18 protein-coding genes are annotated in these 14,469 nt (G+C 64.6%); 10 read left to right on the forward strand and 8 right to left on the reverse strand.

Annotation, left to right across the window (positions count from 1 at the left end):
- Positions 1–141: 141 nt before the first annotated feature.
- Together N826_RS19270 and N826_RS19275 are read right to left on the reverse strand one after the other, a co-directional pair.
- Positions 142–507 carry a ribbon-helix-helix domain-containing protein gene (locus N826_RS19270; RefSeq protein ID WP_052831609.1) on the reverse strand — a complete coding sequence of 122 codons (366 nt, stop codon included), beginning with the start codon at positions 505–507 and terminating at the stop codon, positions 142–144.
- Positions 508–699: 192 nt separating this feature from the next.
- Entirely contained in the window at positions 700–1,281 is a 582-nt protein-coding gene (locus N826_RS19275; protein WP_308518290.1) for an RNA methyltransferase, read from the reverse strand.
- Positions 1,282–1,317: 36 nt separating this feature from the next.
- Here N826_RS19275 and N826_RS19280 point away from each other — a divergent pair, with 36 nt between their 5' ends.
- Genes N826_RS19280 through N826_RS19290 form a run of 3 tightly spaced genes read left to right on the forward strand, consistent with a single transcriptional unit; the run spans position 1,318 to position 4,714 of the window.
- Complete coding sequence (locus tag N826_RS19280; protein ID WP_052831611.1) at positions 1,318–2,427, forward strand: asparaginase; 1,110 nt, start codon at positions 1,318–1,320, stop codon at positions 2,425–2,427.
- Between the two features lie 50 nt (positions 2,428–2,477).
- A complete protein-coding gene (locus tag N826_RS19285) occupies positions 2,478–3,473 on the forward strand; it encodes an NADPH:quinone oxidoreductase family protein (RefSeq protein WP_044431506.1) in 996 nt (331 codons plus the stop codon).
- Between the two features lie 5 nt (positions 3,474–3,478).
- Complete coding sequence (locus N826_RS19290) at positions 3,479–4,714, forward strand: class I SAM-dependent methyltransferase (RefSeq protein ID WP_044431507.1); 1,236 nt, start codon at positions 3,479–3,481, stop codon at positions 4,712–4,714.
- Between the two features lie 11 nt (positions 4,715–4,725).
- On the opposite strand, the gene N826_RS19295 is transcribed toward N826_RS19290, so the two are convergent.
- Positions 4,726–5,211 carry a hypothetical protein gene (locus tag N826_RS19295; protein WP_044431509.1) on the reverse strand — a complete coding sequence of 162 codons (486 nt, stop codon included), beginning with the start codon at positions 5,209–5,211 and terminating at the stop codon, positions 4,726–4,728.
- A gap of 189 nt (positions 5,212–5,400) precedes the next feature.
- On the reverse strand, positions 5,401–5,763 hold the full coding sequence (locus tag N826_RS19300; protein ID WP_044431511.1) for a hypothetical protein: 363 nt from the start codon (positions 5,761–5,763) through the stop codon (positions 5,401–5,403).
- Between the two features lie 204 nt (positions 5,764–5,967).
- Between N826_RS19300 and N826_RS19305 the strand changes: the two genes are divergently transcribed.
- Both N826_RS19305 and N826_RS43155 read left to right on the forward strand, forming a co-directional pair.
- Positions 5,968–7,110: a PLP-dependent cysteine synthase family protein gene (locus N826_RS19305; protein ID WP_044431512.1), complete on the forward strand. Its 1,143-nt coding sequence runs from the start codon at positions 5,968–5,970 to the stop codon at positions 7,108–7,110.
- A 231-nt stretch (positions 7,111–7,341) separates the two neighbouring features.
- Positions 7,342–7,506 carry a hypothetical protein gene (locus tag N826_RS43155; RefSeq protein ID WP_157599352.1) on the forward strand — a complete coding sequence of 55 codons (165 nt, stop codon included), beginning with the start codon at positions 7,342–7,344 and terminating at the stop codon, positions 7,504–7,506.
- A gap of 7 nt (positions 7,507–7,513) precedes the next feature.
- Here the strand turns inward: N826_RS43155 and N826_RS19310 are convergent, their stop codons facing one another.
- Both N826_RS19310 and N826_RS19315 read right to left on the reverse strand, forming a co-directional pair.
- A complete protein-coding gene (locus N826_RS19310; RefSeq protein ID WP_044431513.1) occupies positions 7,514–8,002 on the reverse strand; it encodes a GNAT family N-acetyltransferase in 489 nt (162 codons plus the stop codon).
- A gap of 9 nt (positions 8,003–8,011) precedes the next feature.
- A complete protein-coding gene (locus N826_RS19315) occupies positions 8,012–8,317 on the reverse strand; it encodes a type II toxin-antitoxin system TacA family antitoxin (protein WP_044431514.1) in 306 nt (101 codons plus the stop codon).
- 314 nt (positions 8,318–8,631) lie between these two features.
- Here N826_RS19315 and N826_RS19320 point away from each other — a divergent pair, with 314 nt between their 5' ends.
- Entirely contained in the window at positions 8,632–10,725 is a 2,094-nt protein-coding gene (locus N826_RS19320; RefSeq protein WP_044431515.1) for a carbon starvation CstA family protein, read from the forward strand.
- Positions 10,718–10,933: a YbdD/YjiX family protein gene (locus tag N826_RS19325; RefSeq protein WP_044431516.1), complete on the forward strand. Its 216-nt coding sequence runs from the start codon at positions 10,718–10,720 to the stop codon at positions 10,931–10,933. Before N826_RS19320 ends, N826_RS19325 begins: the two co-directional genes overlap by 8 nt.
- 81 nt (positions 10,934–11,014) lie before the next feature.
- Here the strand turns inward: N826_RS19325 and N826_RS19330 are convergent, their stop codons facing one another.
- Complete coding sequence (locus N826_RS19330; RefSeq protein ID WP_084720903.1) at positions 11,015–11,860, reverse strand: calcium-binding protein; 846 nt, start codon at positions 11,858–11,860, stop codon at positions 11,015–11,017.
- Here N826_RS19330 and N826_RS43160 point away from each other — a divergent pair.
- The 3 genes from N826_RS43160 (at position 11,859) to N826_RS19340 (ending at position 13,517) form a co-directional block, all read left to right on the forward strand.
- A complete protein-coding gene (locus N826_RS43160; RefSeq protein WP_147040891.1) occupies positions 11,859–12,074 on the forward strand; it encodes a hypothetical protein in 216 nt (71 codons plus the stop codon). The genes N826_RS19330 and N826_RS43160 overlap by 2 nt on opposite strands.
- 17 nt (positions 12,075–12,091) lie before the next feature.
- Positions 12,092–12,571, forward strand: a complete 480-nt coding sequence (locus tag N826_RS19335; RefSeq protein ID WP_244619660.1) for a GNAT family N-acetyltransferase — start codon at positions 12,092–12,094, stop codon at positions 12,569–12,571.
- Between the two features lie 109 nt (positions 12,572–12,680).
- Positions 12,681–13,517: a transglutaminase-like domain-containing protein gene (locus N826_RS19340; RefSeq protein ID WP_044431518.1), complete on the forward strand. Its 837-nt coding sequence runs from the start codon at positions 12,681–12,683 to the stop codon at positions 13,515–13,517.
- Positions 13,518–13,544: 27 nt separating this feature from the next.
- On the opposite strand, the gene xth is transcribed toward N826_RS19340, so the two are convergent.
- On the reverse strand, positions 13,545–14,336 hold the full coding sequence (gene xth, locus N826_RS19345) for an exodeoxyribonuclease III (protein ID WP_044431519.1): 792 nt from the start codon (positions 14,334–14,336) through the stop codon (positions 13,545–13,547).
- Positions 14,337–14,469 lie beyond the last annotated feature (133 nt).

A 14,469-nucleotide genomic window follows, 5' to 3' on the forward strand; every position in this document is an offset into this window, starting at 1 on the left:
TGGTGTCGATAGGCAGGTTCAGGAGTATGTACGTACCCCTTTTGCAAGCCGCCTTTATCGCAAAGCACACGCCTCCGGCGCAACAGGGAACGGATGTCCGGAGTGCCGCGCGTACGGAATCAGGGACCGGCGCGGTTTTCCTCAGGCTTCTTCCGTCTCGAGTTCCAGCGTCTCCGCCGGCTCGCCCTGGTTGATCGTCGCCCTGCCTGCCCCGCCTCCCCAGCCGAACGGGGCACCGCTGCCGTGCCCGGCGCGCTCGTGGCCTTCCTCGGTCGCGGCGCCCTCATAATACTTCACCATGAAGGTCCGGACCGCCGAGGTCAGGCCCCCTTCGCCCCGCCTCTCGTCGATCAGGGTGCACACCGCATGGATCGACAGGCGCTCACGGGCGCAGATGGCCTTCAGCGCGGCCCACATCTCCGGCTCCAGCCGCATACTGGTTCGACGTCCGGCGATCGTCACGTTGCCGCTGACCAGTGTCGTCCTGCCGGAGAAGCTCGGTGGCATGTCGCGTCTTCCTGTGATCCCGAGTGCAGCGCCCGGCACCGGTCCTTTTCGGGAAAGGATGCGGTGCCAGGGTATGTGACCGCGACCATATCGAAAGTATTACGCCCCGGCTACGCATTTCCGAGTATGTCTTCAGAAAAAGTATCGCGTGAGTTGCTATAGTATTCAGTAGCAAACGAACGTTCTAGCTCGCTACGATTTCGGCGTCCGGTAAAGCTGCTCGCCGTGGACATGTTCCTTCCTGGCCTCGACCGGCCCGCCCGCCCGCACCGGCCGCTCGGCGAACCGCCCCAGGCTGATCATGCGGTCGTACATGACCAGCGCTCCGGCCACGCCGACATTGATGCAGAAGCGGGTCGGGATCTTCACGACGAAGTCGCAGCGCTCCACCAGCGCCGGCGATAGGCTGCCGCGTTCCGGTCCCAGCACATAGGCGGCCCTCAGCGGATGCCGAAAGCTGGGCAGCTCTATGGACTCGTCCAGCAGCTCGACGCCGACCAGGGCGCAGCCTTGCGGCAGCTCCAGGCTCGCCACGTCGGGATAGTGGTAGACCGGCAGATGGCTCGAGGCATCCGATGTGTCAGAGACGCGAAGCTGGCGTTTGTCCAGCCGGGCGTCGATGGTGAAGGCGAAGCTGGCGCCGAACGCATGGGACGACCTGACAAGGTTGCCCACGTTGAACGCTTTGCTGACGCCCTCTACCCCGATTGCAAAATATCCACGCATGAGCGGCACCTTGCACCGGAGCGTCCGCCGGGGCAAGGTGGCGCGCATGAGACATTCCGAAACGGCTTAGACAGTGACGGCCCAATGACCGACCACGACCACCACGGCCACTCCTGCTGCGGTCATGACCACCAGCACGGCCACGACCATGACGCGCCAGCCGAAGGCCATGCCGAACTGGGCGCCGCCGAAACGCCCGTCCTGGTCGAAGTCACGCGCGGCGGCATGGTCGAGTCGCGTCACCGCGGCATAGCGGCCATTGTCGATGCCGACGGCCATGTCGTCGCCCATTGGGGCGATTTCGAAAAGCCGGTCTTCGCCCGCTCCGCGATCAAGTCGCTCCAGGCGATCCCGCTGGTCGAGAGCGGCGCCGCCGACGCCTTTGATGTCAGCGACGAGGAACTGGCGCTCGCCTGCTCTTCCCACAACGGCGAGTCCCGCCACACCACGCTCGTCTCCTCCTGGCTCGACCGGATCGGCTGCACCCCCGCCGACCTGGAATGCGGCACACACCTACCCTATGACGAGGCGACGGCCCACGCCCTGATCCGCGCCGGCGAGGCGCCCGGCACCGTCCACAACAACTGCTCCGGCAAGCACACCGGCATGCTGGCGACGGCCCGCCACAAGGGCGAGCCGACAGCCGGCTACATCCGCTTCGACCACCCGGTCCAGCAGCGCATCCTGGGCGTGCTGGAGCAGATGACAGCCCAGGACCTGAGCAATGCTCCCTGGGGCGTCGACGGCTGCGGCATCCCGACCATCGCGATCCCGCTCGGCTCGCTCGCCCTCGCCATGGCCCGTCTGGCCGACCCGCAGGACCTGCCCGACCGCAGGGCGGAGGCGATCGTCCGTATCCGGCGGGCCTGGGGCAAGCATCCCTACCTGATCGGCGGGCGTGGCACCTTCGACACGCGCATGATGGAAGCGATCGACGGGCAGGCGCTCATCAAGATCGGTGCCGAGGGCGTCATGTGCGCCGTCCTGCCGGAACTCGGTCTCGGCATCGCGCTGAAGATCGAGGACGGCGCCAGCCGCGCCGCCGGCATCGCGATGGCGGCCCTGCTGCGCCAGTGCAAGGTGCTGACCGAGTCCCGCCGGGACGAGCTGGCCGACCTTACCCACCCCGCGATCACCAACCGCGTCGGCCTGTCCGTCGGCGAGGTCCGGCCCGCGAGCGGCTGGCCCGAATAACCCTGCCTGGGCTATACGAAGTCCGAAGACAAAAACCGGGAGGAATGCCGATGCGCGCCGTGGTGTGCCGGGAATGGGGCGGGCCGGAGAGCCTGTCGTTCGAACAGGTGGCGGACCCGAAGCTGTTGGCTCCCGGCCAGGTCCGGATCGCGGTCAGTGCCGCCGGGATCAACTTCGCCGATACGCTGATGATCCAGGGCAAGTACCAGGTCAGGCCGGAGTTCCCGTTCTCCCCTGGACTGGAAGCGGCCGGCACGGTGATCGAAGCCGCACCCGACGTCGATACCGTCGCTCCCGGCGACCGGGTGATGGCGCTGCTCGACCACGGCGGCTACGCCGAACAGGCCGTGGCCCGTGCGTCCGACGTGTTCCGCATCCCCGACGGCATGGAGTTCGAGACGGCGGCCGGCTTCCCCATCGTCTACGGCACCTCGCACATAGCCCTGTGGGAGCGGGCATGCCTCCGCCCCGGCGAAACGCTGGTCGTCCACGGCGCCGCCGGCGGCGTCGGATTGACCGCCGTCGAGGTCGGCAAGGCGATGGGCGCCACCGTCATCGCCACCGCAAGTTCCGCCGAAAAGCTGGAAGTCGCGGCCAGTCGTGGCGCCGACCACCTGATAAACTACAAGACCGAGGACATCCGGACCCGCGTCAAGGAACTGACCGGCGGCGCCGGGGCCGACGTGATCTATGATCCGGTCGGGGGAGACACCTTCGACGCCAGCCTGCGCTGCATCGCCTGGGGCGGCCGCATCCTGATCATCGGTTTCGCCGAGGGCCGCATCCCGCAGATCCCGGCCAATATCCTGCTGGTCAAGAACATCGCCACGATAGGCGTCCACTGGGGCGCCTACCGCCAGAACCAGCCGCACACCGTCGCCGAGAGCTTCGCCACCCTGTTCCGCTGGTTCGAGGAAGGCCGCATCCAGCCTCACATCTCCAACCGCATCCCGCTCGCCGACTATGCCAAGGCGATGAAGCTGCTGATCGAGCGCCGCTCGACCGGCAAGGTCGTCCTGACGATGGACGCGCAGGACCAGGACTGACGCCGATGCCGTCCGACCTGCTGCGCGCCCAGTACGAGGCCTATCCCTATCCGGCCCGCGACCCGCGCGACGAGACCAGCCGTCTGATCGCCGGATCCCCCGGACACCTGGACGAGGTCAACCACTACGTCTTCGGCGGGCGCCTGGACTTTTCCAGGCCGCTCCGCGTCCTGTTCGCCGGCGGCGGCACGGGCGACGGCACGATCATGCTGGCGCAGCACTGCGCCGATGCCGGCATTCCCGCCGAGATCACCTATGTCGACCTGTCCGACGCGTCCCGCGCCATCGCCGAGCGCCGCGCCGAAGTCCGCAAGCTGACCAACATCGCCTTCCATCGCGGTTCCCTGCTGGAACTGGACGGCTTCGGCCCCTTCGACTACATCGACTGCTGCGGCGTCCTCCATCACCTGGAAGACCCGGCCGCCGGCCTGAAGTCCCTGGTTTCCGTCCTGGCGCCCGGCGGCGGCATCGGCCTGATGGTCTACGGCACCTTCGGCCGCACGGGCGTCTATCCCTTGCAGGATGCGCTCCGCACCCTGACCGGCGGCCTCCCCGATGCCGAGCGCGTCGATCTGGCGAAGCGCCTGCTGAAGACCCTGCCGCCGACCAACTGGCTGAAGCGCAATCCCTTCATCAACGACCATCAGGAATCCGACGCCGGCCTCTACGACCTGCTGCTGCATAGCCGCGACCGCGCCTACACCGTTCCGGATCTGGCCAAGCTTGCCGCCGCCTGCGACCTCGTCATCACCGCCTTCATCGAGCCGGCCCGCTACGATCCCGCGCGCTACATCGCCGACCCGCGCCTGTCCCGCCGCCTCGACGGCCTGGACATGCTTCGGCGCGCTGCCCTTGCCGAGCAGCTTTCCGGCAGCATGACGAAGCACGTCTTCTACCTGACCCGTCCCGAGGACGCCGCCGGCGCAGTCGCCAGACCGGACTTTCCCGACGCCATCCCCGTCCTGCGCGACCTCGACGGACCCGCCATCGCGCGCGGCCTGAAGCCGGGTGCCGGCCTCCGCGCCGATCTCGGCGGCCTGCCGGTCAATCTGGCGCTGCCGCGCCTTGCCGGTCCCATCCTTGCCCGGATCGACGGACGGACGAGCATCGGCCAACTGTTCGAGTCCCTGGCCGCGAACGACCGCAGCCTGAGCCCGCAGGCCTTCCAATCGCAGTTCCAGGACCTCTACGCCGCCTTGAACGGCGTCAACAAGCTCCTGCTCCGCCGGCCGGCGTCATGATCCGTGGGGCATCAGGCGGCCGGTTCCACCCCATGCTCAGCAAGCCGCTTGCGCGCGGCGCCTACGGTTTCCTCGTCGAACTCCGCTTGGTATTTCAGGATCAGCGCTTCGGCCGACATATCGGCCATCTTGAATTCCACAAGCTTCATGAAGCCCAATGACGGAGTTGGCGAGACAGCCAGATCGGCAAGCGTCTGCTTTACACCAGCCCTCTTGAGCTTCTGCTTGGTCCGGCTGAGGCGCTTGGTCTGCCCGCTCTCCGCGGACAGGGCTTCTTCCAATGCCCGCATCGTGATGGCGAAATCGGCTTCCAGCGGATCGTCGATGTTCATCCCTTCGATGCGGGCGATCTGACGAACCGCATCGAAGTAGATGTCCTCTCTCCCCAACCGCTTCGCATTCGTCATCAAATTCCGCAGCTTGGTCGCATCCCACTCTACGGAGAGATCGAGCTTCTTGATGTTCATGCTCTTGGTTTTCATACTGTCGGCTTTCATACGGCGGCTTCCAGTGCCCTTGGCACAAACGGGTAAATGAGTCACTTATCGAAATCGATCTTTTCAAGATACTCAAGCCATGTCGAGCCTTGATAATTCGACCGGCAGGGACGATCCCCCCAAAAACCCCCTGTTCCCTGCCAGCCGAAGCCGGCAGGGGGTGGCACTTCCGGTCAACCGCCGGTCATGTCACTCGGTAACGGCCGAGGTCTCGCCGGACTTCTTGTTGTAGCGGATCGTGATCTTGGAGACTTCGCACAGGTCGAACTCGTCCCACTCCGCCTGCTCGGCGTCCGAGTAGACGACCCTCAGGTCCCACTTGCAGCTCTTGGCGGCGCGATGGAACGTGATGTGGACCTTGTCGCCGTCGTCCAGGACGTCGCGGCCGAGCACGTCGTCTTCCCAGTCATCGCTGTTCGACGGGGAAACGAAGACCTTGTCGATCGTGTAGCCGGTCTTGTTGACCAGGTCGAAGTCCTGCTTGCCTTCGGCAAAAGCGGGTGTCGCCGATACCGCGAAGAGAGCGGCCGCAGCCACGAGAATGAAACGCATCGATGCCTCCGGAATTTCGGCACGCCACAACGGCATACCGTCCAGCAGCTAAGGGCAAAATAAAATAAAACTTTATTAAATCAGCAGTTTACTTATTCATAGTTGAAAAACATCGGCTAGTCCTGATTCCACTATCCCGAAACAATCCGTCATGCCAACACTTGGCTCGACTACCCCATGCCTTCGCCAAACCGGACCCGTGCCATGACCTCGCCGAATACCGGACTCCCATGCCCGCCGCTCACCGGTCTTCAGGCCTGCTCCGACCATACTTGGGTCAAGCGCGCCATAGGCATCCTTCAGGGCGATGGCCGGCGATCCGCCGACACGCATCTCGTCAATCCCGTGTTTCGCGGGTTGAAGGGCATCTCGATCTACCTGAAGGACGAATCGACCCATCCCACGGGAAGCCTCAAGCACCGCCTCGCCCGCTCGCTCTTCCTCTACGGCATCTGCAATGGCCGGATCCAGCAAGGCACGACGCTGGTCGAGGCATCGTCCGGCTCCACCGCCGTCAGCGAGTCCTATTTCGCGCATCTCCTCGACCTTCCCTTCATCGCCGTGATGCCGAAATCGACCAGCCGGCAGAAGATCGAGGCGATCGAGCGTTTCGGCGGCAGATGCCATTTCGTGGAAAGCCCGCGCGAGGTCTACGAGGTCGCCGCCCGCCTTGCCGCCGAGACCGGCGGCTACTACCTCGACCAGTTCACCTTCGCCGAACGGGCGACCGACTGGCGCGGCAACAACAACATCGCCGAAAGCATCTTCGACCAGATGCGCGGAGAAGCCCATCCCGTCCCCCGCTGGGTCGTCATGAGCGCCGGCACCGGCGGCACCTCGGCGACCATCGGGCGCTATATCCGCTACCGCGACTTCGACACCCGCCTGTGCGTCGTGGATGTCGAGCACTCCGCCTTCTACGAGGCCTATACCACCGGCAACCCCGGCGCCACCTGTGCCCATCCCTCGCGCATCGAGGGGATCGGCCGCCCGCGCGTCGAGCCGTCCTTCATCCCCGGCGTCGTCGACCACATGATCAAGGTCCCCGACGCCGCGTCGATCGCCGCGATGCATGTCCTGTCCGACCGCCTGTTCCGCCGCGTCGGAGGCTCCAGCGGCACCAACTTCTTCGGCCTGTGCTGGATCGCCGCCAACATGATGAAGGCCGGCGAGGAAGGCTCGCTGGTCTCGCTGATCTGCGACAGCGGCGACCGCTATACCTCCACCTACTACAACCCCGACTGGCTGAAGCAGAACGACATCGACATAGCTCCGTATGTCGCCTTGACCGAAACCTTCCTGGACACCGGCGAGTTCCGGCTGGATGCGCTTCGCCCGATTGCTTGAGGTTTCGATGTCGGAGAGAAACAGGTGTGAATTTTCTCCGAATTCAATCCAGCTAGGCATATGCCCGTGTTTTATGTAAGTTAAAGCGTCACGAAAGCGTGATTCTGCAATAAAAGCTGTCAAAATAAACGTCGTTCAAGGTTCTGGTGTCTTCAGATACATGCGATTGTATTTCATCGGCTCCATTGAGCATGGGGACAAAGATCGAACTAGAGAATCATAGACGCCATCATGGATGCGTTCGCGGCCCACAGCGCGATGAGCAAACGGGCGCTGGACTCCGACAGAATACGGTGCGGCCTCAGGGACATCCTGCTGGGTCCAGCAGAACTCTACGAAGCGCTTCGCGCCCGTGGCGGTATCCATGCTCCCAGTGTCATGGCGGTACATATCTGAAAGCAGGTCACGCAAACAGCTTTGCGATCTCCGCCATGGGGATGAACATGCGCCGACCCTCGGCGGTGAGCGGCTGAAAATCGTAGGCGCGGTAAAAACCGGCTGCGGCTTCGTCCTTGGCATCGACGACGAAAGCGTAGGTCGCGATCTCCGCCCGCAGCGCCCGGCTGAAAGCGTCGAGCAGGAGCAGTTCGCCAAGCCGCCGGCCGCGATGCTGGGAAGCGACCGCCAGTCTCCCCATCAACGTTGCGGGTACGGCGGGGTAGCGTGGGAGTTTTTTGCTCAGCGATGCCGGCAGGTCCGTCAGCGATATGGATGTGGCCGCAAGCGTATAGTAGCCGAGCGGAGCGGCGGATACATCGGTCAGGACGAAGCAGGACGCGACCCGCTTGCGGATATCCTGGCTCGCCTGGGTCCGGATGTAGCGATCCAGAGGCTCGACGCCGCTTTCGAAAGCGGTGCGGTCATGGCCGTCGTTCAGGGCGTCGATACGCAAGGGATTGCGTCAGTTCCCAAGGGTTTCGATATACCGGCGCGCGGCGGACCGCAAACGGTCGGTCGGCTCCCTGGGGTTGAGCACGGCTTCGGCGAAGGCCCGGCTTTCCTGGGCGGTAAGCTGGATGGACTGCATGTCCCCGATCGTCCGGACGGCGGCTTCATGGACGCTGGCGATCACGAAATCGGTCAGCGTGCGGCCTTGAAGTTCGGCGGCTCGAACGAACAAGTCCTTCTGTTCAGCGGAGATCCGCGCCTCCAGACGCTCCTTGCGCGTCGGTGACGACCTCTTTTCCGTAGATGCCTGCCTGGCCATGTCAATCACTCCTGCTGCCTGGATAATGTACGGCTTTCTGCCGGACATAACAAGTCGGGCTGAGACCAGGGACACCCTGTGACGAAGCCACGTAGCCAGCTTCCCACAACCTAAACACCCATGCTGCATCGCAACAAAACACCCCGCCTCCTGCTCATTTCGGACAAGAAACAATCGTTAAGACTGTCCCAACCGTATAGTTGTTCCACGTCCCCGATTGGCGGATATTGCGGCCCTTCCTTCCGTCGTCCCGTGCCGTTTCAAACCGGCTGAACGGCGGATGCTTTCGCATCGCCATGAAAGGCACTCTGTGAATGACAAGGTCCATTCAGACGCTCGGCTGGATCGCCGTCACGCTGGCGCTGACGTTCGCATTCGGCTGGATCGCGCTTAACAGGGGGGAGACGATCAACGCCCTGTGGATCGTCGTGGCCGCGGTTTGCGTGGCGCTTCTCGCGTATCGGTTCTACAGCCTGTTCATCGCCCGTACCGTCCTCCAGCTCGACCCCAGGCGGGCGACGCCGGCGGTCCGGTACAACGATGGCCTGGACTATGTCCCGACCAACAAATACGTGCTGTTCGGCCACCACTTCGCGGCCATCGCGGGCGCCGGGCCGCTGGTGGGGCCGGTTCTGGCGGCGCAGCTGGGCTATCTGCCGGGCACGCTCTGGATCCTGGTCGGCGTCGTGTTCGCCGGCGCCGTGCAGGACTTCATCGTCCTGTTCATCTCCATGCGGCGCGACGGCCGGTCGCTGGGCGACATGATCCGGAGCGAGATGGGGCAGGTAGCCGGCGTGATCGCCATGTTCGGCGTGCTGCTGATCATGATCATCCTGCTGGCGGTCCTGGCCCTTGTCGTCGTCAAGGCGCTGGCGCACAGCCCCTGGGGCAGCTTCACCGTCTTCGCGACCATCCCCATCGCGATGCTGATGGGTGTCTATACCCGCTACCTGCGGCCCGGCCGGATCGGCGAGATGTCGGTGATCGGCTTCATCGCCCTGATCGCCGCCATCTATTTCGGACAGATCGTCAGCGAGAACCCGACGGCGGCTGAAATGTTCACCTTCAGCGGCGAGACGCTGGCGCTGACCATCATCGGCTACGGGTTCGTCGCATCGGTGCTGCCGGTCTGGCTTCTGCTGGCGCCGCGAGACTATCTCTCTACTTTCCTCAAGATCGGCACGATCCTGGGGCTGGCGCTCGGCATCCTGTTCGTGATGCCCGACCTTCAGATGCCGGCGGTCAGCCGCTTCGTCGACGGCACCGGCCCGGTGTTTTCCGGAGCGCTGTTCCCCTTCCTGTTCATCACCATCGCCTGCGGCGCCGTCTCAGGTTTCCACTCGCTGATAGCGTCCGGCACCACGCCGAAGATGGTCGAGAACGAGGACCAGGCCCGGCTGATCGGCTACGGCTCCATGCTGATGGAAAGCTTCGTCGCAATCATGGCGCTGATCGCCGCCTGCGTGCTGGAGCCGGGGCTGTACTTCGCCATGAACAGCCCGGCCAGCCTGATCGGCACGACGCCGGAACAAGCTGCGCAGGTCATAAGCTCCTGGGGCTTCGTGATCACGCCCGACATGCTGACCCAGACGGCGGCCGATGTCGGCGAGGGCACGATCCTGTCGCGCGCCGGCGGCGCTCCGACGCTGGCGGTCGGCATGGCGCATATCCTGTCCGGCGCCATCGGCGGCAAGGCGATGATGGCGTTCTGGTACCACTTCGCCATCCTGTTCGAGGCCCTGTTCATCCTGACCACGGTCGATGCCGGGACGCGCGTCTGCCGTTTCATGATCCAGGACCTGCTCGGCACCTTCGTTCCGGTCATGAAACGGACCGACTCGTGGATGGCGAACGTGGTCGCGACGGCCCTGGCGGTCACTGCTTGGGGCTACTTCCTGTATCAGGGCGTCGTCGATCCGCTGGGCGGCATCAATACGCTGTGGCCGCTGTTCGGCATCTCCAACCAGATGCTGGCCGCCATCGCGCTGATCCTGTGCACCGTCGTCCTGTTCAAGATGAAGCGGCAGCGCTACGCCTGGGTAACGATGGTGCCGACGGCGTGGCTGCTGATCTGCACCCTGACCGCCGGCTGGCAGAAGCTGTTCCACCCCAACCCCGCCATCGGCTTCCTGTCGCATGCCGGCAAGTTCAGCGACGCCCTGGCCGCCGGCACCATCCTGGCCCCGGCCAAGACGGTGGAGGAGATGAACCGCATCATCTTCAACGACTACGTCGATGCTGTTCTGTGCGGGCTGTTCATTGCCGTGGTGCTGTCGATGGTGGTCTACGGCATCCTCGCGATCCGAAAGGCGCTTGCCAACCCCAACGTCACCACCCGCGAAGTGGGCGGCGACGAAGGCGCCCGGCAGGCCGCCCGCTTGGCGTCGAGGGGCGCTCGCCATGCATGAGGCCGCCCTGCATGAGTTCAAGGCGATCTTCAGCCGGCTGAAGCAGACCGGCCGGCTGATGGTCGGGGTTCCCTGCTACGACACCTATGTCGCCCACCGGCTCGCCAACCATCCGGACGAGCCGGTGATGACCTACGAGGAGTTCTTCCGCGACCGGCAGGACACCCGCTACGGCGTCAAGGGTGGCGGCATGAACCGCTGCTGCTGAGGCGGCGGCCATTGCAAAATGAAGGAGGGCGCCAGCTTCAGCCGGCGCCCCCTTTTCATTTTCGATCGCTATCGCTCTTTGTCAGCCGATGGCGAAGAAGGCCTGCGGGTTCTGCTGGATGTCCGCGGCGGAGACGTTCATCAGCGTGATGGTGTCGCCGTTGCCGAGGTCGATCACAGCATGGCCGCCGGAATCGACGACGCGGCTTGCCAGATCGTCGGCGCTGGTGACCTGAAGGCCGTTGATGTTGCGCGAGACGAGCAGGATGTCCTCGCCCTTGTTGAAGTCCATGACGACGTCCTGGCCGCCGCCGCCCCGGAACACGAAGGTATCGGCGCCGGCACCGCCGGTCAGCGTGTCGTTGCCGGTGCCGCCGCGCAGGATGTCGTCGCCCGTGCCGCCGAACAGCACGTCGTCGCCGTTGCCGCCCGCCAGCACGTCGTTGCCGGAACCGCCGTGCAGGATGTCGTTGCCGTTGTCGCCCCTGAGGTAGTCGTCGCCCGACCCGCCGTAGAGCACGTCGGCATGGCCGCCGCCCAGCAGCGTATCGTTGCCGGAACCGCCGTACAGGATGTCGCGGCCGTCGCCGCCATCCAGGATGTCGTTGCCGCTGCCGCCCTGGAGGATGTCGTGGCCGTGCTGGCCCTTGAGGATGTCGTTGCCGCTGCCGCCGATCAGGACATCGTCGGACGTGCCACCCATCAGGATGTCGTCGCCGCTGCCGCCCAACAGGATGTCGGAACGGGCACCGCCGTCGAGGTAATCGTCGCCGGCCCCGCCGTCGAGCACGTCCTCGCCCCAGTTGCCGAACAGCATATCGTCGCCGTCGCCCGCGATGATATGGTCGGCCCTGCCGCCGCCGTTCAGGAAATCGGCATCGTCAGTGCCGTATTGAGTGTCGTATGCACCACCGGGAAGTGTCGCCATGAGCAGCCTCGCGCTGAATCGTTTGTCTGATGTTTCCAGTCTGTGGCGCGAATTTGGCTTAACTCTATCGATCGCTCAAGTGATGAATAGCCGGTTCACTATTTGTCACAAAATGCCGGAGAATGATTTGAGAATGGAGACAAAACGCCCCTTAACACTGGCCTTTTCATCGAATGGGCAGCGCTGTTTCTCGGCAGCGGGCTTCTGTAGATGACCGGTCGGTGGCGCCCGATGGCGGTCACGGATCTGCCCATCGTGGAGCGGGTCGCGGAGGTCGTCCATCCCGGCTATCCGGAGTCGGGCGCGGTCCCGGCGGAGCGGCTGAGTCTGTTTCCCGCGGGCTGCCTGATCGCCGAAAACGGGCAGGGCGCCGTGCTGGGCTACGCCGTCAGCCATCCGGGACAGCTTGGCCGGCCGCCGGCGCTCGACAGCCTGCTCGGGCGGATATCTCCCGATGCCGACTGCCTGTATCTGCACGACGTGGCATTGCTTCCCGAAGCGCGGGGACTGGGCCTGGGCGAATCGCTGGTGGACCTGCTGCGGGCTCTCGGTGCCCGGTCCGGCTTCACGCTGCTGGCGCTGACAGCGGTCAACCGCTCGACACCCTATTGGAGACGCCGCGGCTTCTCCGACTATTCGGGCGATGAGATGCTAGCCGCCAAGCTGGCCTCTTATGGCGGCGACGCCGTCTACATGATCTCGGAAGTCTGACGGCCAACCATATTGCGTTCGGCTCCGGTCGCTTTTGTCAGGGAACGGCTATCGCCGTTTTGCGTTGTGATGCCGATCCAACTGGTGCGCATCGCGCGGAGGCCGTCCCATGAAGTATTCGGTAAGCTGCACGCTTGGTTACGAAGTCGCGGAGGAGACGGTCTGCCTGTTCAACTTGCAGCCTTCGCAGTTCGACCGTCAGGTCCTCCTTGGCGAGAACCTGGACTTGAGCGGCGGACGGGAAATCGACCGCTTCACCGTGAGCGAATCCGGCAACCGCATCTTCAAGGTGCTGGCGCCTTCCGGCAAGCTCCTGCTCAAGTACCGGGCGGATGTCGACCTGGATCCGCTGCTGGAGGATCCCGCGACGATCAAGGCGGTGGAGCCAATCGACCTGCCGCTGGACGTGCTGCCGCACCTGAACCCCAGCCGGTTCTGCCAGTCCGACCGGCTCAAGGCCTTCGCCAACCGGGAGTTCGGGCAGATCGAGCGCGGTCATGGATCGGTGACCGCCATCTGCAACTGGATTCACGATACCCTGGAATACCTGCCCGGCAGCTCCCACGGCACCACGTCGGCGGTCGATACGATCATCGACCATGCCGGCGTCTGCCGCGACTTTGCCCATCTCGGCATCACGATGTGCAGGGCGATGGATATCCCCGCCCGCTACGTCAGTTCCTACGCCTTCCGGCTCGACCCGCCCGACTTCCACGCCGTCTTCGAGGCCTATCTGGGCGGCCGCTGGTACTTGTTCGACGCGACCCGCAAGGCGGCCCTCGACGGGTTGATCCGGATCGGCCTTGGCCGCGACGCCGCCGAGGTGTCCTTCTCGTCCTTCTTCGGCAAGGTGGAGCCCGCCGAGATGGAGGTTGCCATCACGTCGCCCGGCCGCGGTACGGAGGTTGACCTGACCACCAAGGCGGTGTCGCTGTCGGAACGGTGAGGAAGCGGTGAAGCCGCCGGCCCGCCGTCAGACGTCGAGGTCCACTAGCACCGGCACATGGTCCGATGGCTTCGGCTCCCAGCCGCGGGCGTCGCGCAGGACCTGCTGGCCGCGCAGGCTGCCGGCCAGCGGCTGCGTCACCCAGATGTGATCCAGCCGCCGGCCCCGGTTGGCGGCGGTCCAATCCTTCGCCCGGTAGCTCCACCACGTGTATAGCTTCTGATCGTCCGGTACGAAGTGACGGACCGCATCGACCCAGCCGATCGACCGCTGCATGGCGTTGAGCCGCTCGATCTCGACCGGAGTGTGCGATACCACGTCCATCATCTGCTTGTGCGACCAGACGTCGTGTTCGAGCGGTGCGATATTGAAGTCGCCGACCACGACCATCGGCCGGTCCGCCGCACGCTCCGCCGACCACCACGCCGTCATCTCGTCCAGGAACCGGAGCTTGTGCTGGAACTTGACGTTGACATCAGGGTCGGGGATGTCGCCGCCGGACGGGATATAGACGCTGTGGATCTCGATCCCGCCGACATGCGCGATGGCGTGGCGGCAGTCCTGCTTCTCGCACCAGTGCTGGACGCACTCGCCCGAGATCGGCTTGAGCGACAGGATCGCGACGCCGTTGTATCCCTTCATGCCGTGAATCAGGGTGTGGACGTAACCGCGCTCCGCCAGGGGAGCCAGCGGAAAGGTCTCGTCCACCGTCTTGGTTTCCTGAAGGCAGATGACGTCGGGCTTTTGCTCGTCGATCAGGCGAAGCAGCAGGTCCAGCCTGAGCCGGACAGAATTGATGTTCCAAGTGGCGATTCGCACGGGTCTTACTCGAAATGGACGGGAAGATCGGAGGGCCGGTACCGGGCGGCGGCACCATACCCGATCATGGCGTTCCGGTCGCGCTTTCAAACTTCCCGGACAACGGAAACGCCCGGCCAGGGGGAGGCCGGGC

It is taken from the genome of Skermanella aerolata KACC 11604, assembly GCF_000936425.1.
Lineage (GTDB): Bacteria > Pseudomonadota > Alphaproteobacteria > Azospirillales > Azospirillaceae > Skermanella > Skermanella aerolata.